The organism is Kitasatospora sp. NBC_00374 (assembly GCF_041434935.1).
Classification (GTDB): domain Bacteria; phylum Actinomycetota; class Actinomycetes; order Streptomycetales; family Streptomycetaceae; genus Kitasatospora.
Genome location: NZ_CP107964.1, coordinates 5,739,152 through 5,764,914, shown reverse-complemented (window position 1 = coordinate 5,764,914; position 25,763 = coordinate 5,739,152). Strand labels below are relative to the sequence as shown.

The following is a 25,763-nucleotide window of genomic DNA, read 5'->3' as shown; positions in this document are numbered from 1 at the left end:
CCCTCCGCCCCCGCCCGAGGTGCCCCGTGCGCGTTCGCCGTACCGCCGCCGCCCTGGTCCTGGCCCTCGCGGCCGCGCTGAGCACCACCACGACCGCCGTCGCCGCCGACCGCCCGGACCCGTACGGCGTGGACGGCCCCGGCCGCGCGCCGGCCGCCTTCCCCACCGGGACGGTGACCACCGCCGACGGCCGCACGCTGTTCACCGACGAGAGCGGCCGGGTGCTGCAACTGCGCGGCTTCAACGTCGACAAGTACGCCGAGACGACCGAGGCCGACATCCGCTCGATCGCCGCGCACGGCTTCACGGTGATCCGGGTGGCGATCTCCTGGACCAGGCTGCAACCGGCCCCCGACCGGTACGACCGGGCCGAACTGGCCCGACTGCACCGGGTGCTCGGCTGGGCCGACCGGTACGGGCTGCTCGCCGTCGTCGACTTCCACCAGGACGTCTACGGACCCAAGTTCGGCGGCGGCGACCGGGGCATCCCCGTCTGGGCCACCCGCGACGAGGGCCTGCCGTTCGTCGAGGACCCGGACGACTGGTTCGCCGGCTACTACCAGCCGGCCGTCCAGGCCTCCTTCCGGCACCTGTACGACGACGCCGACCTGCGCCGGCGGCAGAGCGAGTTCTACACCCGGATCGCCACCGAACTGCGCGGCCACCGATCACTGTTTGGCTACGACCTGTTCAACGAGCCGTCCGGACCGATCGACGGCGACCCGAGCGACCCGGCCGTCCTGGTGGCCGCCTCGGCCGAGCTGGAGCGCGACCGGCTGCCGAAGATGTACCAGCGGCTGATCGCCGCCGTCCGCCGCGCGGACAGCCGCTCCTGGCTGTTCGTCGAGCCGACCGTGCTGGTCGGCCAGGGCGTGCCGACCCAGCTGCCGGCCTTCACCGACCCGCGCCGCGGCCCGGACCGGCTCGGCTACGCCCCGCACTTCTACGACACCGCCGTCGAGGGCGGCCGGGACTGGGACCCGGCCGGGGGCTTCATCGAGAACTACACCGCCGCGATCGGCGGCTACCCGACCGCGCACGGGATGCCGGTGCTCGTCGGCGAGTGGGGCCCGCCGAACTCCCGCACCCCGGGCAACGCGGAGCTGGTGCGCCGGCAGGTCGCCGCGATGTCGGGCTTCGCCTCCGGCTGGACGATGTGGTACTGGTGCCGGGGCTCCGGCGGCTACTGCGCGCTGGGCCCGGACGGGCGCCCCGCGCCCGGGGAGGAGCCGGTCTTCGGCCCGTACCCGGCCGCGCTGGCCGGGCTGCCGGTGGCCGAGCGCACCGCCGGTGCGCTCTGGACGCTGACCTTCACGCCCGCCCGCCGGCCCGGCCGGACGGAGCTGGTGCTGCCGGGCACCGCCTTCCCGGCCGGCGCCCGGGTGAGCGTGGCCGGCGCCCCGGCCGCGGTGGTGGAGGTGCGGCAGCCGAGCGGCGACCGGGCCGGCCTGGCCCGGATCCTGCTGCCGGCCGCCGGCGCCGGGGCGACCGTCACCGTGACGGTCGCCCCGCGCTGAGCACCACCGCGGACCGCACGGCCGCGGTCAGGCCAGCCCGCGGCGGGCCAGCAGCGGCCCGGTCTCCGGATCCCGGCCGACCACGGCCCGGAAGCTGTCCAGCGCCTCACGGCTGCCGCCCCGGGAGAGCAACTCGGCCCGGAACACCTCCCCGCTCTCGCGCACGGTACGGCCGTTGGTGCGGAACCACTCGACGGTGTCGGCGTCCAGCACCTCCGACCAGATGTACGCGTAGTACCCGGCGCTGTAGTCGTCCGAGAAGACGTGGCTGAAGTAGGTGGTGCGGTAGCGCGGCGGGATCGCCGGCACGGCCAGGCCCGCCTTGGCCAGCGCGGCCGCCTCGAACTCCTCGGCGTCCTCGATCCGCTGACCGGCGGGCACGGTGTGCCAGGCCCAGTCCAGCAGCGCCGCCGCCAGGTACTCGACCGTCCGGAAACCCTGGCCGAAGTTGGCCGCGGCCTCCATCCGCTCCAGCAGCTCGGCGGGCAGCGGCTCCCCGGTCACGTGGTGCCGGGCGTAGTTGGCCAGCACCTCGGGCCAGGTCATCCACATCTCGTTGACCTGGGAGGGGAATTCGACGAAGTCGCGCGGCACCGCGGTGCCGGTGAAGAGCGGATAGCGGACCGCCGAGAACAGCCCGTGCAGCGCGTGCCCGAACTCGTGGAACAGGGTGCGCACCTCGTCCCAGGTGAGCAGCGCGTGCTCGCCCGGGGCCGGCTTGGCGAGGTTGAGGTTGTTCACCACCACCGGGCGCCTGCCCAGCAGCGTGGACTGCTCGACCAGCTCGTTCATCCAGGCGCCGCCGCGCTTGGTGTCACGGGCGAAGAAGTCGGCGACGAACAGGCCGAGCGCGGCGCCGTCCGCCTCGAAGACCTCGAACACCCGGGCGTCCCGGTGGTAGCCCACCAGGTCGGGGCGCTCGGTGAAGGTCAGCCCGTAGGCGAGGTTGGCGGCGAAGAAGACGCCGTCGTGCAGCACCCGCTCCAGCTCCAGGTACGGGCGCAGCGCCGCGGCGTCCAGCCGGTACGAGATCTGCCGGACCCGCTCGGAGTAGAACGCCCAGTCGTGGGCGGCCAGCTCGGTGATCCCGTCGGCGGCGGCCAGCTTGGCGAGCTCGGCCGCCTCGCGCTCGGCGTTGGCGACGGCGGGCGCCACCAGCCGGGCCAGCAGGGCGTCGACGGCCTCGACGGTGCCGGCGGTCTCGTCGGCGACCACGTAGGCGGCGTGGTTCGGGTGGCCGAGGACGGCGGCCCGCTCGGCCCGCAGCCCGGCCATCCGGATCGCCAGCGGGCCGTTGGTCTCGGCCGCCCGGCCCAGCGAGGCGGTCAGCAGCCGCTCCCGCAGGCCGCGGTCGGTGAGCTGGGCCAGCTCGGGCTGGTTGGAGAAGTTCTTCAGGCTGAGCACGTACGAGCCGTCCCGGCCGAGGGCGCGGCCGTTCTCCGCGGCGGCGGCGACGGCGTCCGCGGAGAGCCCGTCCAACTGCTCGGCACCGTCCAGCACCAGCGCCCGCTCCTGGGTGGCGGTGCGCACGTTGCGGCGGAAGGCCGCGGCGTCGGAGGCGAGTCGGGCGTTGATCTCGCGCAGGCGCTGCTGCTCGCCGGGCGCCAGCCGCGCACCGGCGCGGACGAACCGGTCGTGGTGGCGCTCCAGCAGCCGCAGCGACTCCGGGTCCAGGTCGAGGCTCTCACGGGCCCCGTACAGGGCGTCGAAGCGCGCGAACAGGACCCGGTCGAGCAGGATGGTGTCGTCGTGCGCCGCGAGCCGGGGGCTGATCTCCGCGTCGAGCTCCTGCAGGGCCGCGGTGCCGTCGGAGGACGACTGGTTGAAGAAGACCAGCGAGACCCGGCGCAGCAGCGCCCCGGAGCGCTCCAGCGCCACCACGGTGTTCTCGAACGTGGCCGGCTCCCCGGCGGCCGCGATGGCGGCGGTCTCGGCGAGCTGGTCGGCCATTCCCTGCTCGAAGGCCGGCAGGTAGTGCTCCTCCCGGATCTCGGCGAAGGGCGGCAGTTCGTAGTCCAGCGTGCTGGGCTCGAAGAAGGGGTTGAGACTCATTCGACCGACCATACGCGGTGGTATCAGCGCTGCCTACCGTCACTTTTGAAGGGCGGTCAGTCGGCCGTCGGCCACTCCCGGCCGAGCGGGAGGAAGCGGCCCGGGTGGTCCGAGACCCCGCGGATCTCGCCGATCGGACCCCCTCGGACGCAGAGGACGACGGCCGCGGCACCCCCGCCGACCACCGGGCCCGCCTCGGCCTCGCCCCCGGCCCCGTCCTCGACGCGCTGCTCACCGGCCCGGCCACCGCCTGCCGCCGACTGTCCGACCCACCGGCTACCGTCGAACCCGCACCGCGGACCACCCCCGCGGGCCCGCCCACGAGAGGAGGCACCGCCGATGGCAGCGCCGACCGCACCGCGCTACGCCCTCGCCCCCGACCCGCACGGGCCCGGCGGCCGCCTCCAGCCCCTCGACGACGCCGGCACCCCGCTCGGCCCCCCGGCCCACCACCCCGACCTCGCCCCCGCGGTGGCCGACCTGGAAACGGCCGGACAGCCGCGCTGGGTCTGGGCCGCCGCCGACAGCGGCTACACCCCGCTGCTCCCGCTGCGCCTCGCCCGCTGCCACGACCTGCGCCTGGTCGAGGCACTGCTGCTGGGCCACGAGGGCAGCTGGGGCGGGCCGCGCTCGCTCGGCGCGGCCTGGGCCCGGCTGCGGCGCCTCCCCGTCCCCGCCGACCTGCCCGAGGCCGCCGTCGACGACCAGGACAGCCTGTTCACCCCCGACCGCCTCCAACTCCCCCCGGGCACCGACCAGCTGACCGCCGTGGTCGCGGTCCACGCCGATCAGCAGCGGCGGATCCAGGCGATCGCCGACCCGGCCGCCCGGTCCCGCTTCCGGCTGCTGGTCGCCGCCGAGTCCGCCGGCGCGCTGCTGGCCGCCGAGATGGCGTACGACGGCCTGCCCTGGCGCGCCGACGTCCACGACCACCTGCTCACCGACCTGCTCGGCCCCCGCCCGGCCATCCCCGGCACCCGGCCGAAGATTCTGGCCGAGCTCGCGGTCGAGCTCCAGCAGGCCCTCGGCGCCCGCCCGTTCAACCCGGACTCGCACAGCCAGGTGCTGCGTGCCTTCGCCGACCAGGGCATCCAGCTCACCTCGACCCGCAGCTGGGAGCTGCGCTCGGTCGACCACCCGGCGGCCGCGCTGATGATCCGCTACAAGGAGCTGTCCCGGCTGCACGCCGCCCACGGCTGGGCCTGGCAGGACACCTGGGCCAGGGGCGGCCGGTTCCGGCCCGAGTACGTGGTCGGCGGCGTCGTCTCCGGGCGCTGGGCCAGCCGCGGCGGCGGCGCCCTGCAGATTCCCCGGGTGCTGCGCGGCGCGGTGGTCGCCGACCCGGGCTGGGCCCTGGTCGTCGCCGACGCGGCCCAGCTCGAACCGCGCGTTCTCGCCGCCCTCTCCCAGGACGCCGGCCTGGCCCGGACCGCCGCCGAGGGCGACCTCTACTCCGCGCTCGCCGCCACCGCCTTCCAGGGCGACCGCGAGAAGGCCAAACTCGGCCTGCTCGGCGCGATGTACGGCCAGACCAGCGGCGACATCGGCCCCCTGCTGGCCACCCTCCGACGCCGCTACCCGACCGCCATGGGCTACGTCGAGGCCGCCGCCCGCACCGGCGAGGACGGTGGCGTGGTGCACTCGCGGCTCGGCCGGGCCTGCCCGCCGCCCTCCGCCGACTGGCTCGACCTCACCGAGGCCCCGGAGACGGCCGCCGACACCGGCGGCCGGTCCGCCCGCGCCCGCGGCCGCTTCACCCGCAACTTCGTCATCCAGGCCAGCGGAGCCGACTGGGCGCTTGCCCTGCTCGCCTCGCTGCGCCGTCGGCTGACCGCCCTGAGCAGCGGCGAGGACCGCCCGCACCTGGTGTTCTTCCAGCACGACGAGGTCATGGTGCACAGCCCGCTCGACCTCGCCGACCAGGTGGCGGCCGCCGTCGCCGAGGCCGGCGAGGAGGCCCGCCGGCTGGTCTTCGGCGACACCCCGGTCCGTTTCCCGCTCAGCACCGCCGTGGTGGAGCGCTACGCCGACGCCAAGTAGCCGCCCCGCTCAGAACTTCCGGAACTCCCGGGCCGCCTCCGCCGCCGCGACCACCTCGGCCAGCCCCGCGCCGGTCGAGGCCGTCACCACCGCCGCCACCGCGCCCTCCACGAACGGCGCGTCCACCAGCACCAGGTCCTCGCGGGCCTGGTCCGCCAGCACGGCGCGGGCGGTCAGCACCGAGCTCCCCAGGTCGGGCAGCAGCACCACCCCGGCCCCGCCGTCCGCCGCCCGCAGCGCGCGCACGATCAGCTCGTCGCTGGTGCCGAGCGCGCCGTCGGCCGTCCCCGCCGCCGGTACCACGGCCACGGCCCCGGAGCCGAGCTCGGCGAGGAGCTCGGTGAGACCCGCCGCCAGCGCGGCGCTGTGCGAGACCAGGACGACACCGACTCGACTGTCCATGACCCGATCCTAACTGTCCCCGCCGGTAGGGCCGTTCGGGTCCACCCCGGGGCCGCCGCGGGGACCCGGCGAGCCGGACGGCGTACCGTCGACCAGAGGGATCCGTCGAGGGGAGCCGGCACCGTGAAGAAGCTCATCAACGACCCGGAGACCGTCCTGCCGGACGCCCTGGCCGGCTTCGCGGCCGCCCACCCCGAACTGGCCGTCGACCTCGACGCCCGGATCATCACCCGGGGCACCCGCCCGGCCGCGCCCAAGGTGGCCCTCGTGTCCGGCGGCGGCTCCGGCCACGAGCCGCTGCACGCCGGCTTCGTCGGCCCGGGCATGCTCGACGCCGCCTGCCCCGGCGAGATCTTCACCTCCCCCGTCCCCGACCAGGTGCTCGCCGCCGTCCGCACCGTCCACCGGGGCGTGGGCGTGCTGCTGGTGGTGAAGAACTACACCGGCGACGTGATGAACTTCCGCCTCGCCGCCGAGCTCGCCGCCGAGGACGGGATCGAGGTCCGCACCGTCCTGGTCGACGACGACGTCGCCGTCGAGGACTCCACCTGGACGGCCGGACGCCGCGGCACCGGTGCCACCGTCCTGGTCGAGAAGGCCGCCGGAGCCCTGGCCGAACGCGGCGCCCCGCTCGCCGAGGTCGCCGCCCTGGCCGAGCGGGTCAACGCGGCCTCCCGCTCCTTCGCGATCGCCCTCACCGCGGCCACCGTCCCGGCCGTCGGGCACCCCGGCTTCGACCTGCCCGAGGACCGGATCGAGGTCGGCGTCGGCATCCACGGCGAACCGGGCCGCCGCCGCGAGCCCCTTCGACCCGCCCGCGACCTGGTCGCCGAGGTGGTGGACACCGTCCTCGCCGATCACGACCTTGCCACCGGCGACCGAGTCCTCGCCCTGGTCAACGGGCTGGGCGCGACCCCCCTGATCGAGCTCTACCTGGTCTTCGGCGAGGTGCACGCCCGGCTGGCGGACCACGGCATCGAGATCGCCCGCAACCTGGTCGGCAACTACGTCACCAGCCTCGACATGGCGGGCTTCTCGCTGACCCTCACCAAGGCCGACGACCAGCTGCTGGAGCTCTGGGACGCCCCGGTGGCAACCCCGGTCCTGCGCTGGTCCTGACCCCGGGAGCCCGCCGGATGGACACCCTCGACACCGCCGTCGCCGCCGCCTGGCTGCGCGCCGCCGCGAGCGCCGTCGAACGGCACGAGAGCGAGCTGACGGCCCTGGACGCCGCCATCGGCGACGGCGACCACGGCAGCAACCTGCGCCGCGGCTTCACGGCCGTCGGACTGCCTGGCGCCGGCCCGCCGCCGACCGGGCCCGGCGACCTGTTCCGTGTGGCCGGCCGCACGCTGATCTCCACGGTCGGCGGCGCCTCCGGACCGCTCTACGGCACGGCCTTCCGGGCGATCGGCGCGGCGCTCCCCGCCCCCACGGCGACCGTCGCCGACCTGGCCGGGGCTCTGGAAGCCGCGCTGGCCGCGGTGCAGGGACTCGGCGGGGCGATGCCGGGCGACAAGACCATGGTGGACGCCCTCGCGCCGGCCGCGGCCGCCTGCCGCGAGGCCGCGGACCAGGGCCTGGGCCTTCCGGCCGCGGCCGAGTCCGCCGCCCGCGCCGCCGAGCAGGGCATGCGCGACACCGTCCCGCTGCAGGCCCGCAAGGGCCGCGCCTCCTACCTCGGCCCGCGCAGCGTCGGGCACCAGGACCCGGGGGCGACCTCGACCGCGCTCATCCTGCGCGCCCTGGCCGAGGTGGTCGCCACGCCGTGAGCCGCCGACCGCGCCGTGAGCCACCCGCCCGGCCCCGGGCCGCGGTCAGCCGGGCCGGCCGACCAGATGGGCCCGGGACGCGTCCGGCTCGGTGCGGCTGATCAGCAGCAGCAGCGCGTCGTCGCCCAGTTCGCCGCCGGTGTGCACCAGCAGGTCCGCGTAGACCCGCCCGACCGCCGACTCCAGCTCGGCCGGTGACCGCGCGGCCCCCCGCACCAGCGGGCCGATCCGCTCGGCCAGCGGATAGAAGTCCCCGGTCCGGTGGTGCCTGGCCTCGACCACCCCGTCGGTGCAGAGCACCAGCACGTCGTCCGCACCGAACGGCACCCGCATGGCGGTCGGCTCCCCGACCGCCAGACTGCCGAGCCCGAGCGGCACCCACGGGTCGTCGGCCTCCAGAACCGTCACCGTGCCCTCCCGGCTGACCTGGATCGGCGGCACGTGCCCGAAGTGCAGCAGCTCGACCAGGTCCGGCTCACCGAACTCGGCGAACAGCGCGGTGGTGAACTCACCGTCCGGCGCATGCCGCTCCACGCTCGCCTCGATCCGGGCCGCGACCGCCGCGAGCGCCCGCTCGTCGTACGCCGCCTCGCGGAACGCGCCCAGCACCACGGCAGCCGTCTGCACCGCGCCCAGGCCCTTGCCCCGCACGTCGCCGACCAGCACCCGGACGCCGCACGGCGTCTCCAGGGCGGAGTAGAGGTCCCCGCCGATCCGGGCCGCGTCGGCCGCCGAGACGTAGCGCACCGCCAGCCGCAGCGGGCCCACGGTCGGGCCGGGCTGGCGCAGCAGTGCCCGCTGGGCCGCCTCGGCGACCGAGCTGACGGCGGCGAACGCGGCCGCCCGGCGCATCCGCAGCCCCGCCACCCACGCACTGAACAGGGTGAGCGCGACATAGCTGACCAGCGCGCCGAACAGGAAGCGCCCGTCGGACAGGTCCGTGACCTGGTCGTAGTAGCTGAGCCAGACCAGCGGGACGAGCCCGGCGGCGCAGACCAGCAGCAGCTCCAGCGGCCGCAGGGTGAGCCCGGCGATGGACGGCACGACCACCATCAGCGGGACCAGGTAGCGGTCCTTGCCGGAGAGGAAGTCCGCGAGCGAGATCACCAGCATGGCGAGGACGGCGGGGGCGGCGCGGCGCCGGAACGAGAGGTCCTGCAGGTCGGTGGCGAGCAGCGCGCTGCGGCGGCGGGCCGGCGGCACCCCGCCGGCCCTGGGCAGCGCCGACCGGCTTCTGCTCTTCCAGGACACCTTTCGAACATATCGGACAGCACGGCCCCTCGCGTCGCGCGCCACCGGGCGCCCCGCCGCCCGGGCCCGGCATGCGTCCTGCCGCCCGGGCAGGACGGAAGAACACCCCAAAGGCCACCAGAACGGGCGAATCGCCGCGATCCGCCGCCGGTCCGGCGACGATCGGCAGCCATGCTGCGATCCAGGCCACATCCACCAGCCCGCCCGGAAATACCCCTGGGGGGTATGGTGTTGTGTGAGCAGTCAGACCCGCGGGCAGCCGCCTGCGCCGCCCTACTCCCGGAGGTCCACGTGTCCAGCACCACCACCTACACCGTCACCGGCATGAGCTGCGGCCACTGCGAGAAGTCGATCAGCGCCGAGGTCTCCGCGCTGCCCGGCGTCACCGAGGTCGCGGCCGACGCCAAGGCCGGCACGGTGACCGTGTCCACCTCCGCTCCGCTCACCGACGACCAGATCCGGGCCGCCGTCGACGAGGCCGGATTCGCGCTGGTCGGCCGGGCGGCCTGAGCCCCGGCGCGGGGGCGGCCCGACGACAACCCGGCCGCCTCCGCCTACGCTCTCCGATAGGAGCTGACTCAGCCATGAGCACCACCCAAGGCATAGAACCCACCGCGGCCGTCACCGAGCGGGTGGAACTGTCGATCGGCGGGATGACCTGCGCCTCCTGCGCGGCCCGGATCGAGAAGAAGCTCAACCGGATGGACGGCGTCGAGGCCACGGTGAACTACGCCACCGAGCGGGCCCGGGTCGCGTTCGGCTCCGGCGTGAGCGTGGCCGACCTGATCGCGACGGTCGAGCGGACCGGCTACACCGCCGAGCTCCCCGCGCCCCCGGAGCCCCCCGCGCAGCCCGCCGGGCCCGAACAGCCGGCCACGGAGCCCGACCCTCAGCGCGAGCGGCTGCTGATCAGCGCGGTCCTCACCGTCCCGGTGGTACTGCTCTCGATGGTCCCCGCCCTGCAGTTCGACAACTGGCAGTGGCTGGCCTTCGCCCTGACCGGCCCGGTCGTCGTCCACGGCGGCCTGCCCTTCCACCGCGCCGCCTGGACCAACCTCAAGCACGGCGCGGCCACCATGGACACGCTGGTCTCCCTGGGCACGCTCGCCGCCTTCGGCTGGTCGGTCTGGGCCCTGTTCCTCGGCCATGCCGGGATGCCCGGCATGCGCCACGGCTTCACCCTGGCGGTCGGCGGGACGGACGCCTCCAGCACCCTCTATCTGGAGACCGCCGCCGCCGTCACCGTCCTGATCCTGCTCGGCCGCTGGCTCGAGGCCCGCTCCAAGCGCCGGGCCGGCGCCGCCCTGCACGCCCTGCTGGACCTGGGCGCCAAGGACGTCTCGGTCCTCCAGGACGGCCGCGAGGTCCGGCTGCCGGTCTCGCGGCTCACGGTCGGCGCCCGCTTCGTGGTCCGGCCCGGCGAGAAGATCGCCACCGACGGCACCGTGGTCGAGGGCACCTCGGCCGTGGACGCCTCGATGCTCACCGGCGAGTCCGTCCCGGTCGAGGTCGCGCCCGGCGACCCGGTCACCGGCGCGACCGTCAACGCCGGCGGACGGCTGGTCGTCGAGGCCACCCGGGTCGGCGCCGACACCCGGCTGGCCCGGATGGCGAAGCTGGTCGAGGAGGCGCAGAACGGCAAGGCCGCCGCCCAGCGGCTGGCCGACCGGATCTCCGCGGTGTTCGTCCCGGTGGTCATCCTGATCGCCCTGGGCACCCTGGTCGGATGGCTGCTGGCGGGCAGCGGCCCCACCGGGGCCTTCACCGCCGCCGTGGCCGTTCTGATCATCGCCTGCCCCTGCGCCCTCGGTCTGGCCACCCCCACCGCCCTGATGGTCGGCACCGGCAGGGGCGCCCAGCTGGGCATCCTGATCAAGGGTCCCGAGGTACTGGAGACCACCCGCCGGGTGGACACCATCGTGCTCGACAAGACCGGCACCGTGACCACCGGCCGGATGGCGCTGGTGGCGGTGCACACCGCCGAGGGCACCACCGAGCAGGAGGCCCTCCGGCTGGCGGGCGCGCTGGAGCACGCCTCGGAGCACCCGATAGCGGCCGCCGTGGCCGGCGCGGCCGCCGACCGGCTGGGCGCGCTGCCCGCCGTCACCGACTTCGAGAACATCCCCGGCCGCGGCGTACGGGGCGTGGTGGACGGGCACACCGTGCTGGCCGGCCACGAGGCCCTGCTCGCCGACCGGGCCCAGCACCTGCCGCCCGCACTGGCGGAGGCCAAGCGGCGGGCCGAGGCGGCCGGCCGGACGGCGGTGGCGGTCGGCTGGGACGGCGCCGCGCGGGCGGTCCTGGAGGTGTCCGACACGGTGAAGCCGACCAGCGCCCGGGCGGTCGCCGAGCTGCGCGCACTCGGCCTTCGCCCGGTGCTGCTGACCGGCGACAACCGCGCGGTGGCCGAGTCGGTGGCGGCCGAGGTGGGCATCGCCCCCGAGGACGTGCTGGCCGAGGTGCTGCCGGAGCAGAAGGTGGCCGCGGTCAAGCGGCTGCAGGCCGAGGGCCGCTCGGTGGCGATGGTCGGCGACGGGGTCAACGACGCCGCCGCGCTGGCCCAGGCCGACCTGGGACTGGCCATGGGCACCGGGACGGACGCGGCGATCGAGGCCGGCGACCTGACCCTCGTCCGGGGCGACCTGCGCTCCGCGGCGGACGCGATCCGGCTCTCCCGCCGGACCCTGGCCACCATCAAGGGCAACCTGTTCTGGGCCTTCGCCTACAACGTCGCCGCGATCCCGCTGGCCGCCGCCGGGCTTCTCAACCCGGTGGTGGCCGGCGCCACGATGGCCTTCTCCTCGGTCTTCGTGGTCACCAACAGCCTGCGGCTGCGCAGCTTCGACGCCGGCTGAGCCCGGGGTACGACGAGCGGCCGGGCCGCTCGGGCGGATCACCGCCCGAGCAGCTCGCCGCCGTTGCAGTGCAGGATCTCGCCGGTGATGAACCCGGCGTCCGGGGAAGCCAGGAAGTAGACGGCTGCGGCGACCTCGCCAGACTCGCCGATCCGGCCGACCAGGGTCCGGGCGGCCCGCCGGGAGACCTCGGCCTCGTCCAGCCGGGGTCCGAAGAACTCGGTTCCCGAGACGGTGCCCGGGGCCACGATGTTGGCGGTGATCCCCGAGGGCCCGAGCTGGGCGGCCAGGAAGTGGTTCCAGGCGTGCAGCGAGGCCTTGGCGGCCCCGAAGGAGCCCGCGCCGCGCAGCGCTGCGATGGAGCTGACGGTGACCACCCGGCCTGAGCCCGGGGTGAGCCGGTCCCGGATCGCCTCGGTGAGCATCACCACGGTCAGCACGTTGCGTTCGAAGTCGCCGCGCCAGCGGGCCAGCACCGCATGCGGCCCGGCGCCGATCACGGTCTCCCGGCTGCCGGCGTTGTTCACCAGGACGTCGATCCGGTCGGGCAGCCCCGCCAGGGCGGCCTCGACGGCGTCCGGGTCGGCGAGGTCGCAGACCAGCGGGGTCACGTTGTCGCCCAGCTCGACCGCGGCCCGTTCCAGCACCGCCCGCCGCCGCCCGACGATCACCACCCGCTCACCGGCCTGGGCGAACCTGCGCGCCACCTCGTACCCGATACCGGTGCCGCCACCGGTCACAACGACGTTCCTGGCCATCTGCGCACTCCCTCCCTGCCCGGTCCACCACTCCCGCCGCACATGCGGAGCGGTCCGTCCGGAATGAGACGATTCCTATCACGCTGGGTTGCGATGACTGCGGGGAGGGTGACGCAGCGCGCCGGGCGTTCGGTGTGGTATGGGCTCCGGGACCGGAGGTTCGGGGGTGGCACGAGGCGCACACGGAGCGTGGAGAGAGCCAACTCACACCCCCTACCCGTAACTTTGCGCCCCCAGTTACGTCTTACCTTGTACAGCGCGGCAGCTTTCGGCGCGGCGACGGTGGAACGGCAATGTCACCGCCCTCGGCCTCTGCCGCCGACGGGGCTCCGGCGGGCCCCGGGACGGCCGTCGACTGGTCGACGGCCTTGGCGCACGACGCCGGGGTGCAGCCTGGCCCGGGACGCTTTGAGCGGCCGTTTCCGGGTCACGGACGCTCCCGGGCGTCGTGCGCGCAGTTTCCGCGCCACGGACGGCCAGAATCCGTCCGGGTACGGCGAGAGGGCCCGGCTGCCAGTGCAGCCGGGCCCTCTCTCGCGCGGTGCCGGGGTCAGCGGGCCTCGACGGGCACGTAGTCGCGGATCGCGGTGCCGGTGTAGATCTGCCGCGGACGGCCGATCCGGCTGCCCGGGTCGTTGATCATCTCGTGCCAGTGGGCGATCCAGCCCGGCAGCCGGCCGAGCGCGAACAGCACGGTGAACATGCTGGTCGGGAAGCCCATGGCGCGGTAGATCAGGCCGGTGTAGAAGTCCACGTTCGGGTAGAGCTTGCGCGAGACGAAGAAGTCGTCGCTGAGCGCGTGCTCCTCCAGCTTGAGCGCGATGTCCAGCAGCTCGTCGGACTTGCCGAGCTGACCGAGGACCTCGTGCGCCAGCTCCTTGACCAGCGCGGCGCGCGGGTCGAAGGCCTTGTACACGCGGTGACCGAAGCCCATGAGCTTCACGCCGTCCTCGCGGTTCTTGACCTTGCGGATGAAGGCGTCGACGTCGCCGCCGTCCTTCTTGATCTGGTCCAGCATCTCCAGCACGGCCTGGTTGGCGCCGCCGTGCAGCGGGCCCCACAGGGCGGAGATACCGGCCGAGACCGAGGCGAACAGGTTCGCGTGGCTGGAACCGACCAGACGCACCGTGGAGGTCGAGCAGTTCTGCTCGTGGTCCGCGTGCAGGATCAGCAGCTTGTCCAGCGCGTTGACGATCACCGGGTTGAGCTCGTAGTCCTCGGCCGGGACCGCGAAGGTCATCCGGAGGAAGTTCTCCACGTAGCTCAGGTCGTTGCGCGGGTAGACGAAAGGCTGGCCCATCGCCTTCTTGTACGCGTACGCCGCGATGGTCGGCAGCTTCGCCAGCAGCCGGACCGTCGACAGGTGGCGCTGGGCCGCGTCGAACGGGTTGTGGCTCTCCGGGTAGAACGTCGACAGCGCGCCGACCACCGAGGACAGCATCGCCATCGGGTGCGCGTCCCGGGGGAAGCCCTGGTAGAAGCGCTTGACGTCCTCGTGCAGCAGGGTGTGCTGGGTGACCTCGTTGGAGAAGGTCGCAAGCTGGTCGGCGGTCGGCAGCTCGCCGTTGATCAGCAGGTACGCGGTCTCGGCGAAGTTGCCGCGCTCGGCGAGCTGCTCGATCGGGTAGCCGCGGTAGCGCAGGATGCCGTTGTCACCGTCGACGAAGGTGATCGCCGACTTGTACGCCGCGGTGTTGCCGAAGCCGTTGTCCAGGGTGACCAGACCGGTCTGCGGGAGCAGCTTCGAGATGTCGAAGCCGGCGTTGCCCGCAGTGCTCTCGACGACGGGGTACTCGAACTCGTCGTCCTGGTACCGCAGTACTACCGATTTGTCGCTCACGTCTTCCTCACCGACGAAATGAATCCTCTTCCGAGTGCCCTGACCGTCTCTACGATCCCCCATCCGGAGGATGGCCGCGCACTCGGGGTGGGCCGGAAAGGGGCCCGTCCTACAAAAGCTCTCGCCGCAGCCGGTATGAACCGGACAAGATCGGCACCTGACCAGGTTCCGCCCTAAATCTCTTCACGTCAAGACAACCTCCGACCGTAGCGGACCCTTGGCCGATCATCCAGTTGCCAGCCGGTGATCCAGGGCCGAATGCCGCCGACCTGCGCTGACGGCCCTGACGGCCTGCCCGATCGCCTTCCGCGACCCGACGAGCACAACGAGTCGCTTCGCCCGCGTCACGGCGGTGTAGAGCAGATTCCGCTGCAGCATCGTCCAGGCCGAGGTAGTGACGGGAATCACCACCGCCGGGTACTCGCTGCCCTGCGAACGGTGGATGGTCACCGCGTACGCGTGCGCCAGCTCGTCCAGCTCGTCGAAGTCGTACGGCACCTCCTCGTCCTCGTCGGTCAGGACCGTCAGTCGCTGATCGTCCACGCTCAGCGAGGTCACCACCCCCACCGTGCCGTTGAAGACGCCGTTCTGCCCCTTCTCGTAGTTGTTCCGAATCTGGGTCACCTTGTCCCCCACCCGGAACGTCCGCCCGCCGAACCTCCGCTCCGGCAGCCCCTCCCGCGCCGGCGTGACGGCCGCCTGCAACAGCGTGTTCAGATTCCCCGCACCGGCCGGACCGCGGTGCATCGGCGCCAGCACCTGGACGTCCCGGCGCGGGTCCAGACCGAACTTCTGCGGGATCCGCCGCGCCACCACGTCCACCGTCAGGCCGGCCGCCCGCTCGGTGTCGTCCTCCACGAACAGGAAGAAGTCCGACAGCCCCTCCGTCACCGGGGGCAGCCCCTCGTTGATCCGGTGCGCGTTGGTCACCACCCCCGACTGCTGGGCCTGCCGGAAGATCCTGGTCAGCCGTACCGACGGCACCGGGCTGCCGGGCGCCAGCATGTCCCGCAGCACCTCCCCGGCCCCCACCGAGGGCAACTGGTCCACATCCCCCACGAACAGCAGATGCGCCCCCGGCGCCACCGCCTTCACCAGCTTGTTGGCCAGGATCAGATCCAGCATCGACGCCTCGTCCACCACCACCAGGTCCGCGTCCAGCGGCCGGTCCCGGTCGTACGCCGCGTCGCCGCCCGGCCGCAGCTCCAGCAACCGGTGCACGGTCGACGCCTCCGCCCCCGTCAGCTCCGCCAGCCGCTTCGCCGCCCGCCCGGTCGGCGCCGCCAGCACCACCTTCGCCCGCTTGGCCAGCGCCAGCGTCACGATCGACTTCACCGTGAACGACTTGCCGCAGCCCGGACCGCCGGTCAGCACCGCGACCTTCTCGGTCAGCGCGAGACGCACCGACTCCTGCTGTTCCGGTGCCAGATCCACCCCCGTCCGCTTCGCCAGCCAGCCCAGCGCCGCCTCCCAGTCCACGTCCGCGAAGCCCGGCATCCGGTCGGCGTCCGCGCGCAGCAGCCGCAGCAACTGGTTCGACAGCGAGATCTCCGCCCGGTGGAACGGGACCAGGTACACCGCAGTGATCGACTGACCCTCCGCCCCCGGCACGCTCTCCCGCACCACCCCCTCCTCCGTCACCAGCTCCGCCAGGCAGTCGATCACCAGACCCACATCCACCTGCAGCAGCTTCACCCCGTCGGCGATCAGCCGCTCCTCCGGGAGGTAGCAGTGCCCCTGGTCACTGCTCTGCGACAGCGCGTACTGCAGGCCGGCCTTCACCCGCTCCGGACTGTCGTGCGGGATACCCACCGACTGCGCGATCCGGTCCGCCGTCAGGAACCCGATGCCCCAGACATCGGCCGCCAGCCGGTACGGCTCGTTCTTCACCACCCCGATCGAGCTGTCGCCGTACTTCTTGTAGATCCGCACCGCCAACGAGGTCGACACCCCGACACCCTGCAGGAAGACCATCACCTCCTTGATGGCCTTCTGCTCCTCCCAGGCAGCCGCGATCATCTTGGTCCGCTTCGGCCCCAGCCCCGGCACCTCGATCAACCGGCCCGGCTGCTGCTCGATCACATCGAGCGTGTCCACCCCGAACTGCGCCACGATCCGCTCGGCGAACCTCGGCCCGATCCCCTTGATCAGCCCCGACCCCAGATACCGCTGGATGCCCTGCACCGTCGCCGGCAGCACGGTCGTGTAGTTCTCCACCGTGAACTGCTTGCCGTACTGCGGATGCGACCCCCACCGGCCGAACAGCCGCAGCGACTCCCCCGGCTGCGCCCCCAGCAGCGCGCCCACCACCGTCAGCAGGTCGTTCGCCCCGCGCCCCGTGTCGACCCGGGCCACCGTGTAGCCGGTCTCCTCGTTCGCGTAGGTGATCCGCTCCAGCACCCCCTCCACCTGGGCGAGCTGACGCTGCGGTTGAGCCTGGGGCTGAGGCTCAGCCTGGACCTGGGCCTGAACCCGGGGGCGCACACCGGGCTGACTTCCCCTCGGCTCAGCCGCCTGTCGCTGCTGCGTGGCCACTGGGCCCCCTCTCGCTACTGGTGACCGTCCGCTACGCACCGTACCGCTCGGCGCCGACATCCGCGGACGGGGTTCCCCGGCCCCGGTTGTGGCCCGCCGGCGGGACACCGACGATGCAGAGAGGCCGACCCGGCCCGGCCGCGTCAGGGCAGCAGCCCACGTGACCACGGGGGGACGGGAGTACGGGAGTACGGGAGCACCACGCATGGCCACGACCGGAGCCCGCCACACCACCGACCAACCATCCGTGCGCACGCCGCCGGTGCTCGCGCCACCCATTCTGTGCAGCTCCGAGCCGGCCGCGTCAGGCGCCTTCTACGCAGCCCTGCTCGGGTGGCGCCACGAACCCGCCGCCACGGGCCCCGGTGGCCTGTTCCGGCTCGCGGAGGAGGTGGTCGCACGGTGGATACCGGCCGACGACCGGGACGCCGCTGCGACCTGGCTGCCGGCCTTCGCCGTCCGGGACACCTCCGCCGCCGTCCGACGCGTACGGGCCGCCGGCGGAACTCCGCTGCCGGGGCCCCCCGGGGGCTCACCCGGCCGGAGTACCGCCTTCACGGACCCCACCGGCGCCCGATTCGCCCTCGGCGCTCAGCCCACCCTCGCGGACGGGCCCGGCTCCCTCGGCTGGACGGAGCTGTTCAGCACCGACACCGCTGCCGCCAAAGCGTTCTACCGCAGCGCCCTCGGATGGCGGGGGCAGGACATCCCGTTCGAGGGCGGCACCTACACCGTGCTCACCCGGGCCGCCGGCAGCCCAACCGGCGCGGACGGACTCGACGGGCACGCCGGGATCCGCCAACTCCACCCGGCCGAGGCCGCCACGGGCCTCCGCTCCCACTGGCTGCCGTACCTGGAGGTCAAGGAGGTCGACCAGGCCGTCGCCGACGCGCTCGGACTCGGCGCGACACTCCGCACGCCTGCCCGCCACACGCCCGGGCTCGGTCGCTGCGCCCGCCTCGCCGACCCGCAGGGGGCGGAGTTCGCCGTCCTCACCGGCTGATCCGGCCCGGCCGGTCCGGTCCGGGAACGCGAAAAGCCCCTCCCGGGTGACCCGGGAGGGGCTTCTCTGAAAGATTGTTCGGCGGCGTCCTACTCTCCCACAGGGTCCCCCCTGCAGTACCATCGGCGCTTTGAGGCTTAGCTTCCGGGTTCGGAATGTAACCGGGCGTTTCCCTCACGCTATGACCACCGAAACACTATGAAACTGTCAACCGCACCACACCCGTGACCAAACGGTGCGGGGTCGTTGTTTCAGAACAACACAGTGGACGCGAGCAACTGAGGACAAGCCCTCGGCCTATTAGTACCGGTCAACTCCACCCCTCACAGGGCTTCCATATCCGGCCTATCAACCCAGTCGTCTACTGGGAGCCTTACCCTCTCAAGGAGGTGGGAGTGCTCATCTCGAAGCAGGCTTCCCGCTTAGATGCTTTCAGCGGTTATCCCTCCCGAACGTAGCCAACCAGCCATGCCCTTGGCAGGACAACTGGCACACCAGAGGTTCGTCCGTCCCGGTCCTCTCGTACTAGGGACAGCCCTTCTCAACACTCCTACGCGCACAGCGGATAGGGACCGAACTGTCTCACGACGTTCTAAACCCAGCTCGCGTACCGCTTTAATGGGCGAACAGCCCAACCCTTGGGACCTACTCCAGCCCCAGGATGCGACGAGCCGACATCGAGGTGCCAAACCATCCCGTCGATATGGACTCTTGGGGAAGATCAGCCTGTTATCCCCGGGGTACCTTTTATCCGTTGAGCGACGGCGCTTCCACAAGCCACCGCCGGATCACTAGTCCCGACTTTCGTCCCTGCTCGACCCGTCAGTCTCACAGTCAAGCTCCCTTGTGCACTTACACTCAACACCTGATTGCCAACCAGGCTGAGGGAACCTTTGGGCGCCTCCGTTACTCTTTAGGAGGCAACCGCCCCAGTTAAACTACCCACCAGACACTGTCCCTGATCCGGATCACGGACCCAGGTTAGACATCCAGCACGACCAGAGTGGTATTTCAACGACGACTCCACCCAAACTGGCGTTTGGGTTTCAAAGTCTCCCACCTATCCTACACAAGCCGAACCGAACACCAATATCAAGCTATAGTAAAGGTCCCGGGGTCTTTCCGTCCTGCTGCGCGAAACGAGCATCTTTACTCGTAATGCAATTTCACCGGGCCTATGGTTGAGACAGTCGAGAAGTCGTTACGCCATTCGTGCAGGTCGGAACTTACCCGACAAGGAATTTCGCTACCTTAGGATGGTTATAGTTACCACCGCCGTTTACTGGCGCTTAAGTTCTCAGCTTCGCCACACCGAAATGTGACTAACCGGTCCCCTTAACGTTCCAGCACCGGGCAGGCGTCAGTCCGTATACATCGCCTTACGGCTTCGCACGGACCTGTGTTTTTAGTAAACAGTCGCTTCTCGCTGGTCTCTGCGGCCACCCCCAGCTCGGAGTGCAAGACTCGTCACCAGGAATGGCCCCCTTCTCCCGAAGTTACGGGGGCATTTTGCCGAGTTCCTTAACCATAGTTCACCCGAACGCCTCGGTATTCTCTACCTGACCACCTGAGTCGGTTTGGGGTACGGGCCGCCATGAAACTCGCTAGAGGCTTTTCTCGACAGCATAGGATCATCCACTTCACCACAATCGGCTCGGCATCAGGTCTCAGCCTCAATGAGTGACGGATTTGCCTATCACTCGGCCTACACCCTTACCCCGGGACAACCACCGCCCGGGCTGGACTACCTTCCTGCGTCACCCCATCGCTCACCTACTACCCTGTTGGGTCACCGGCTCCACCACGTCCCTTTGTCCGAAGACTCCGGGCCGGCTTCACGGGCTTAGCATCAAGAGGTTCGACGTTGGCGCTTCAAAGCGGGTACGGGAATATCAACCCGTTGTCCATCGACTACGCCTGTCGGCCTCGCCTTAGGTCCCGACTTACCCTGGGCAGATCAGCTTGACCCAGGAACCCTTGGTCAATCGGCGCAAGAGTTTCTCACTCTTGTATCGCTACTCATGCCTGCATTCTCACTCGTGTACCGTCCACAACTGGATTCCTCCGCTGCTTCACCCGGCACACGACGCTCCCCTACCCATCCACACAGCCGTTGGGCCTATATATGTGAATGACACGACTTCGGTGGTGTACTTGAGCCCCGCTACATTGTCGGCGCGGAATCACTTGACCAGTGAGCTATTACGCACTCTTTCAAGGGTGGCTGCTTCTAAGCCAACCTCCTGGTTGTCTCTGCGACTCCACATCCTTTCCCACTTAGCACACGCTTAGGGACCTTAGTCGGTGTTCTGGGCTGTTTCCCTCTCGACCATGGAGCTTATCCCCCACAGTCTCACTGCCGTGCTCTCACTTACCGGCATTCGGAGTTTGGCTAAGGTCAGTAACCCGGTGAGGCCCATCGCCTATCCAGTGCTCTACCTCCGGCAAGAAACACACGACGCTGCACCTAAATGCATTTCGGGGAGAACCAGCTATCACGGAGTTTGATTGGCCTTTCACCCCTAACCACAGGTCATCCCCCAGGTTTTCAACCCTGGTGGGTTCGGTCCTCCACACGGTCTTACCCGCGCTTCAACCTGCCCATGGCTAGATCACTCCGCTTCGGGTCTTGGGCATGCAACTCAACCGCCCTATTCGGACTCGCTTTCGCTACGGCTACCCCACACGGGTTAACCTCGCTACACACCGCAAACTCGCAGGCTCATTCTTCAAAAGGCACGCAGTCACGAGACACACAGCAAGCTGCACATCCGACGCTCCCACGGCTTGTAGGCACACGGTTTCAGGTACTATTTCACTCCGCTCCCGCGGTACTTTTCACCATTCCCTCACGGTACTATCCGCTATCGGTCACTAGGGAATATTTAGGCTTAGCGGGTGGTCCCGCCAGATTCACACGGAATTTCTCGGGCTCCGTGCTACTTGGGAGAAGCTCAAGTGAGCCGTACAAGTTTCGTCTACGGGGGTCTTACCCTCTACGCCGGACCTTTCGCATGTCCTTCGACTACCCATACGGTTTCTGACTCACCCAGCCGCCGGCAGACGACTGAAGAACTTTCCCACGACCCCGAAGTGGCAACCCCTGCCGGGTCTCACACCACTCCGGTTTAGCCTCATCCGGTTTCGCTCGCCACTACTCCCGGAATCACGGTTGTTTTCTCTTCCTGCGGGTACTGAGATGTTTCACTTCCCCGCGTTCCCTCCACATACCCTATGTGTTCAGGTATGGGTGACAGCCCATGACGACTGCCGGGTTTCCCCATTCGGAAACCCCCGGATCAAAGCCTGGTTGACGGCTCCCCGGGGACTATCGTGGCCTCCCACGTCCTTCATCGGTTCCTAGTGCCAAGGCATCCACCGTGCGCCCTTAAAAACTTGGCCACAGATGCTCGCGTCCACTGTGCAGTTCTCAAACAACGACCAGACACCCACCATCAACCCACCAACAGGCGGACATCAAGTAGGACCGGCTCACTGAAGCAACGACCAACCGGCCGTTCCCTCAGGACCCAACAACGTGCCCGACACACCCGCCATCCACTCGCGTTCCACGCCCCGAAGGACAGTACTGACGGCTTCAACCGTGTGTGCCGAATAGTCAACGTTCCACCCATGAGCGAGCACTCCGGAACATTCGTCCGAAGCTGCTATGTGCTCCTTAGAAAGGAGGTGATCCAGCCGCACCTTCCGGTACGGCTACCTTGTTACGACTTCGTCCCAATCGCTGGTCCCACCTTCGACGGCTCCTCCCCTTACGGGTTAGGCCACCGGCTTCGGGTGTTACCGACTTTCGTGACGTGACGGGCGGTGTGTACAAGGCCCGGGAACGTATTCACCGCAGCATGCTGATCTGCGATTACTAGCAACTCCAACTTCATGGGGTCGAGTTGCAGACCCCAATCCGAACTGAGGCCGGCTTTTTGGGATTCGCTCCGCCTCGCGGCATCGCAGCCCTTTGTACCGACCATTGTAGCACGTGTGCAGCCCAAGACATAAGGGGCATGATGATTTGACGTCGTCCCCACCTTCCTCCGAGTTGACCCCGGCAGTCTCCTGTGAGTCCCCATCACCCCGAAAGGCATGCTGGCAACACAGAACAAGGGTTGCGCTCGTTGCGGGACTTAACCCAACATCTCACGACACGAGCTGACGACAACCATGCACCACCTGTATACCGACCACAAGGGGGGCTACATCTCTGCAGCTTTCCGGTATATGTCAAGCCTTGGTAAGGTTCTTCGCGTTGCGTCGAATTAAGCCACATGCTCCGCTGCTTGTGCGGGCCCCCGTCAATTCCTTTGAGTTTTAGCCTTGCGGCCGTACTCCCCAGGCGGGGAACTTAATGCGTTAGCTGCGGCACCGACGACGTGGAATGTCGCCAACACCTAGTTCCCAACGTTTACGGCGTGGACTACCAGGGTATCTAATCCTGTTCGCTCCCCACGCTTTCGCTCCTCAGCGTCAGTAATGGCCCAGAGATCCGCCTTCGCCACCGGTGTTCCTCCTGATATCTGCGCATTTCACCGCTACACCAGGAATTCCGATCTCCCCTACCACACTCTAGCCTGCCCGTATCGAATGCAGACCCGGGGTTAAGCCCCGGGCTTTCACATCCGACGCGACAGGCCGCCTACGAGCTCTTTACGCCCAATAATTCCGGACAACGCTCGCACCCTACGTATTACCGCGGCTGCTGGCACGTAGTTAGCCGGTGCTTCTTCTGCAGGTACCGTCACTTGCGCTTCTTCCCTGCTGAAAGAGGTTTACAACCCGAAGGCCGTCATCCCTCACGCGGCGTCGCTGCATCAGGCTTTCGCCCATTGTGCAATATTCCCCACTGCTGCCTCCCGTAGGAGTCTGGGCCGTGTCTCAGTCCCAGTGTGGCCGGTCGCCCTCTCAGGCCGGCTACCCGTCGTCGCCTTGGTAGGCCATTACCCCACCAACAAGCTGATAGGCCGCGGGATCATCCTGCACCGCCGGAGCTTTACACCCACCCCCATGCGAGGACAGGTCATATCCGGTATTAGACCTCGTTTCCAAGGCTTGTCCCAGAGTGCAGGGCAGATTTCCCACGTGTTACTCACCCGTTCGCCACTGATCCACCCCGAAGGGCTTCACCGTTCGACTTGCATGTGTTAAGCACGCCGCCAGCGTTCGTCCTGAGCCAGGATCAAACTCTCCGTGAATGTCTACCGGTCATCCGGTAACCACTCGCGTTGAGCGGCACGGCAACCACCGGAATAGGGCGGCCCCGCGCACTGCGTCCTCGCTAGTGTTTTGTTACTAAAGGAATCTCCAACCGCTCCAGAAAGGACCGGCCGGGGATGTCAACATATCTGGCGTTGACTTTTGGCACGCTGTTGAGTTCTCAAGGAACGGACACTTCCTTCGGACCGCCTTCCAGCGGGCCCTCCGGGCGCTTCGTTCGTGTTTCCCAGCTTACCAGATGTTTTCCGCTCCGTTTTCCGGAGTTTCATTCACCCGACTCGCCGGTCTTTCGTTTCTCAGCTTATCAGAGGCTTTCCGCTCCGATTTCCGGAGTGTCATTCATCTGATTTGCTTCGGCCGCCCCTCGCGGTGCGACTCCGGAACTGTACGGGGCTCGGGCCCTCCCGAGCAAATCGCCCCCGCCGGTCGGGCCGGCGGGGGCGACAGGGCTGTTGCTCAGCGGACCTCGGTGATCTCCGGGCCGCGGGCGAAGGGGTCGAGGGGGGCGCTCCCGTAGCGGCTTCCGCCCTCCTCCCCACCGGTGCCCGGGCCGCCGTCGGCGACCATCTGGGCGTCCTCGGGGAGCTTGAGCACGATCGGGTCGCGCGGCGCCATCGGGGTCTCACCGCGGACGACGACCGTCTGCTGGAAGACCTGCTCCAGAATGCCGGCCATCTCCGGCTGCACCGCGGCCTGGCCGGAGATCACACCGCGCAGGAACCACCGCGGTCCGTCGCAGCCCACGAAGCGAACCAGCTGGACACCCTGGGTGCCGTCCGGCAGCTGTACGGGGACCTGGGCGCGGAGGTGCCAGCCCAGGGCGCCCTCCTCCTCCTCGATGAGGCCGCCCTGGGCGGTGATGCCGTTGGCGATCTCCTCGCGAACCTCGCCCCAGATGCCCTCGGACTTGGGCGCGGCGAAGGCCTGCAGCTGGATCGCACTGTTACCGAGCACGAGCGTGGCGGCGACGATCGCGTCTCCGGCCACCTCCACCCGGAGTTCCATTCCTTCGACCCCGGGGACCAGCAGGCCACCCAGGTCGACGCGGCCCTCTTCGGGGTTCTCCAGTTCGGAGACGTCCCAGGGACCGTCCGGACGGGGCGCCGGCGGCAGACCGACCCGGTCGGCCGGGTCCTGCTCGGCGTCGTTCTCGCTCTCGGCGAAGTCCTCGACGTCATCGGCCGTCTCGTCGGCGCTGTTGGCGTCCTCGGCGAGCTGCTCGACAGCGTCCTCGCTCTTGTGGCGACGACGGAACACGGTCACTGTCCTTCCCGGCCCGGACGGATCCAGGTCCGAAGCGAATACCTGCTCGGCTACTGCGAGACCGCGGGCATGCTAGACCGCGGCGTGGCCACCGGTCGACCCGAACCCACCCGCGGCACGTACCGACCCCGGCAGCTCGGCCACCTCGTGGAACCGCGCTTTCTCGACCTGCTGGATCACCAGCTGGGCGATGCGGTCCCCTCGGCGGAAGCTGACCCCCTCGCGCGGGTCCAGATTGACGACGATCACCTTGATCTCACCACGGTACCCGGCATCGACCGTCCCTGGGGCGTTCACCAGTGCAACGCCGCAACGAGCTGCCAGTCCCGACCGCGGGTGGACGAACGCCGCGTAACCGTCCGGTAGCGCAATGGCGACACCGGTGGGCAGCACCGCGCGCTCGCCCGGGCCGAGCTCCGCGTCGACCGTGGTGCGAAGGTCGGCACCGGCGTCACCGGGGTGCTCGTAGGAGGGCAGCGGCAGGTCCGGGTCGATCCGGTTGATCAGGATGTCCACCGGCGGACGCTGGGTGGTGCTCACGGGTTCACCTCGAAGGCTCGGGCGCGCTTGAACAGGTCGGGGTCGTCCAGGGCCTTCTTGATGTCCTCCGGACGACCGTGCGTGGTGAAGTGTTCCAGCTTCACCTGGATGAAGAGCGCCTGGGCTCGCACGGCGACCGGCCCGTCGGGGCCTCCGATACGTCCCTCGGCCGCGCTGTAGACCTTCCGACCGTGCACGCCGGTCACCCAGGCGTGGATGTGCAGCACCGAGTCGACGGGGACGGGACGGACGAAGTCCGTCTCCAGCCGGCCCGTCACGGCGGGAGCGTTCAGCAGCCAGTTCAGCGTTCCGACGGTCTCGTCCAGGGCGGTCATCAGCAGCCCGCCGTGCGCGAGCCCCGGGCCGCCCTGGTGTCCGGCGCCGACCGTGAACTCCGCCGTGACGTCGAGGCCCTCACCTGCCACCGGGACGAGCCGCAGGCCCGCCGGGTGCTGCGGCCCGCAGCCGAAGCAGTGGTCGTAGTGCGAGCCGAGCAGGGCGCCGGGCGCGGGCGCCCCGGGGGCGCGCTCCGGGAGGACGGCGTCCGCGGGCGGGGTGGTCGGGGTGAGGAACGCGGGGCCCGCCTTGGGCTTCTCCGCGTCCCGCGGCATGGGCGGCGAGGCGATTGGTCCGGTCACAGCGCGACCCTACCTGCCAGTAGCAAGCGTTGGGGAGGGAGTGTTACACCAGTTGTGTCACAGTCGCG

Annotated in this window: 16 protein-coding genes and 3 rRNA genes; 7 read left to right on the top strand and 12 right to left on the bottom strand. The window is 70.2% G+C overall.

Annotation, left to right across the window (positions count from 1 at the left end; all coding sequences use genetic code 11):
* Window positions 1–26 precede the first annotated feature (26 nt).
* Window positions 27–1,517, top strand: a complete 1,491-nt coding sequence (locus tag OG871_RS25775) for a cellulase family glycosylhydrolase (protein ID WP_371499705.1) — start codon at window positions 27–29, stop codon at window positions 1,515–1,517.
* 27 nt (window positions 1,518–1,544) lie between these two features.
* Here the strand turns inward: OG871_RS25775 and OG871_RS25770 are convergent, their stop codons facing one another.
* Window positions 1,545–3,569: a M3 family metallopeptidase gene (locus OG871_RS25770; RefSeq protein WP_371499703.1), complete on the bottom strand. Its 2,025-nt coding sequence runs from the start codon at window positions 3,567–3,569 to the stop codon at window positions 1,545–1,547.
* 339 nt (window positions 3,570–3,908) lie between these two features.
* On the opposite strand from OG871_RS25770, the gene OG871_RS25765 reads away from it, so the two are divergent.
* On the top strand, window positions 3,909–5,609 hold the full coding sequence (locus OG871_RS25765; protein WP_371499701.1) for a bifunctional 3'-5' exonuclease/DNA polymerase: 1,701 nt from the start codon (window positions 3,909–3,911) through the stop codon (window positions 5,607–5,609).
* Between the two features lie 9 nt (window positions 5,610–5,618).
* On the opposite strand, the gene OG871_RS25760 is transcribed toward OG871_RS25765, so the two are convergent.
* On the bottom strand, window positions 5,619–6,011 hold the full coding sequence (locus tag OG871_RS25760; protein WP_371499699.1) for a PTS-dependent dihydroxyacetone kinase phosphotransferase subunit DhaM: 393 nt from the start codon (window positions 6,009–6,011) through the stop codon (window positions 5,619–5,621).
* Between the two features lie 123 nt (window positions 6,012–6,134).
* On the opposite strand from OG871_RS25760, the gene dhaK reads away from it, so the two are divergent.
* Window positions 6,135–7,130 carry a dihydroxyacetone kinase subunit DhaK gene (dhaK, locus tag OG871_RS25755; RefSeq protein WP_371499697.1) on the top strand — a complete coding sequence of 332 codons (996 nt, stop codon included), beginning with the start codon at window positions 6,135–6,137 and terminating at the stop codon, window positions 7,128–7,130.
* Window positions 7,131–7,147: 17 nt separating this feature from the next.
* Window positions 7,148–7,783 carry a dihydroxyacetone kinase subunit DhaL gene (dhaL, locus tag OG871_RS25750; RefSeq protein ID WP_371499695.1) on the top strand — a complete coding sequence of 212 codons (636 nt, stop codon included), beginning with the start codon at window positions 7,148–7,150 and terminating at the stop codon, window positions 7,781–7,783.
* A 45-nt stretch (window positions 7,784–7,828) separates the two neighbouring features.
* Here the strand turns inward: dhaL and OG871_RS25745 are convergent, their stop codons facing one another.
* Window positions 7,829–9,034, bottom strand: a complete 1,206-nt coding sequence (locus OG871_RS25745) for a PP2C family protein-serine/threonine phosphatase (protein WP_371499693.1) — start codon at window positions 9,032–9,034, stop codon at window positions 7,829–7,831.
* Window positions 9,035–9,259: 225 nt separating this feature from the next.
* Here OG871_RS25745 and OG871_RS25740 point away from each other — a divergent pair, with 225 nt between their 5' ends.
* Together OG871_RS25740 and OG871_RS25735 are read left to right on the top strand one after the other, a co-directional pair.
* Window positions 9,260–9,544 (top strand): heavy-metal-associated domain-containing protein, encoded by a 285-nt coding sequence (locus tag OG871_RS25740; RefSeq protein ID WP_371499691.1) that lies wholly within the window; start codon window positions 9,260–9,262, stop codon window positions 9,542–9,544.
* 74 nt (window positions 9,545–9,618) lie between these two features.
* Window positions 9,619–11,889, top strand: coding sequence for a heavy metal translocating P-type ATPase (locus tag OG871_RS25735; protein WP_371499689.1), 2,271 nt, complete (start codon window positions 9,619–9,621; stop codon window positions 11,887–11,889).
* Between the two features lie 38 nt (window positions 11,890–11,927).
* Here OG871_RS25735 and OG871_RS25730 read toward each other — a convergent pair whose 3' ends face one another.
* The 3 genes from OG871_RS25730 to OG871_RS25720 form a co-directional block, all read right to left on the bottom strand.
* Entirely contained in the window at window positions 11,928–12,647 is a 720-nt protein-coding gene (locus OG871_RS25730) for an SDR family NAD(P)-dependent oxidoreductase (protein ID WP_371499687.1), read from the bottom strand.
* A 550-nt stretch (window positions 12,648–13,197) separates the two neighbouring features.
* Window positions 13,198–14,487, bottom strand: coding sequence for a citrate synthase (locus OG871_RS25725; RefSeq protein WP_371499685.1), 1,290 nt, complete (start codon window positions 14,485–14,487; stop codon window positions 13,198–13,200).
* Window positions 14,488–14,712: 225 nt separating this feature from the next.
* Window positions 14,713–16,896 carry an ATP-dependent RecD-like DNA helicase gene (locus OG871_RS25720; RefSeq protein WP_371499684.1) on the bottom strand — a complete coding sequence of 728 codons (2,184 nt, stop codon included), beginning with the start codon at window positions 16,894–16,896 and terminating at the stop codon, window positions 14,713–14,715.
* A 331-nt stretch (window positions 16,897–17,227) separates the two neighbouring features.
* Here OG871_RS25720 and OG871_RS25715 point away from each other — a divergent pair, with 331 nt between their 5' ends.
* On the top strand, window positions 17,228–18,025 hold the full coding sequence (locus tag OG871_RS25715) for a VOC family protein (RefSeq protein WP_371499682.1): 798 nt from the start codon (window positions 17,228–17,230) through the stop codon (window positions 18,023–18,025).
* Between the two features lie 76 nt (window positions 18,026–18,101).
* Here the strand turns inward: OG871_RS25715 and rrf are convergent.
* From rrf to OG871_RS25685, 6 genes are all read right to left on the bottom strand, one after another.
* A 5S ribosomal RNA gene (rrf, locus tag OG871_RS25710) occupies window positions 18,102–18,218 on the bottom strand.
* 87 nt (window positions 18,219–18,305) lie between these two features.
* Window positions 18,306–21,427 (bottom strand): 23S ribosomal RNA (locus OG871_RS25705).
* A 281-nt stretch (window positions 21,428–21,708) separates the two neighbouring features.
* Window positions 21,709–23,232: ribosomal RNA gene (locus OG871_RS25700) — 16S ribosomal RNA — on the bottom strand.
* Together the 16S, 23S and 5S rRNA genes form the textbook arrangement of a ribosomal RNA operon.
* 478 nt (window positions 23,233–23,710) lie before the next feature.
* A complete protein-coding gene (locus OG871_RS25695; protein ID WP_371499680.1) occupies window positions 23,711–24,511 on the bottom strand; it encodes a DUF3710 domain-containing protein in 801 nt (266 codons plus the stop codon).
* Between the two features lie 78 nt (window positions 24,512–24,589).
* Complete coding sequence (gene dut, locus OG871_RS25690) at window positions 24,590–25,057, bottom strand: dUTP diphosphatase (RefSeq protein ID WP_371499678.1); 468 nt, start codon at window positions 25,055–25,057, stop codon at window positions 24,590–24,592.
* A complete protein-coding gene (locus OG871_RS25685) occupies window positions 25,054–25,668 on the bottom strand; it encodes a PaaI family thioesterase (RefSeq protein WP_371503420.1) in 615 nt (204 codons plus the stop codon). Before OG871_RS25685 ends, dut begins: the two co-directional genes overlap by 4 nt.
* Between the last annotated feature and the right edge of the window lie 95 nt (window positions 25,669–25,763).

Coding starts and splice junctions, on each gene's coding strand:
- OG871_RS25770 (WP_371499703.1), bottom strand. CDS start 3,569: ATGAGTCTCAACCCCTTCTTCGAGCCCAGCACGCTGGACTACGAACTG.
- OG871_RS25765 (WP_371499701.1), top strand. CDS start 3,909: ATGGCAGCGCCGACCGCACCGCGCTACGCCCTCGCCCCCGACCCGCAC.
- OG871_RS25760 (WP_371499699.1), bottom strand. CDS start 6,011: ATGGACAGTCGAGTCGGTGTCGTCCTGGTCTCGCACAGCGCCGCGCTG.
- dhaL (WP_371499695.1), top strand. CDS start 7,148: ATGGACACCCTCGACACCGCCGTCGCCGCCGCCTGGCTGCGCGCCGCC.
- OG871_RS25740 (WP_371499691.1), top strand. CDS start 9,260: ATGGTGTTGTGTGAGCAGTCAGACCCGCGGGCAGCCGCCTGCGCCGCC.
- OG871_RS25735 (WP_371499689.1), top strand. CDS start 9,619: ATGAGCACCACCCAAGGCATAGAACCCACCGCGGCCGTCACCGAGCGG.
- OG871_RS25730 (WP_371499687.1), bottom strand. CDS start 12,647: ATGGCCAGGAACGTCGTTGTGACCGGTGGCGGCACCGGTATCGGGTAC.
- OG871_RS25715 (WP_371499682.1), top strand. CDS start 17,228: ATGGCCACGACCGGAGCCCGCCACACCACCGACCAACCATCCGTGCGC.
- OG871_RS25685 (WP_371503420.1), bottom strand. CDS start 25,668: ATGCCGCGGGACGCGGAGAAGCCCAAGGCGGGCCCCGCGTTCCTCACC.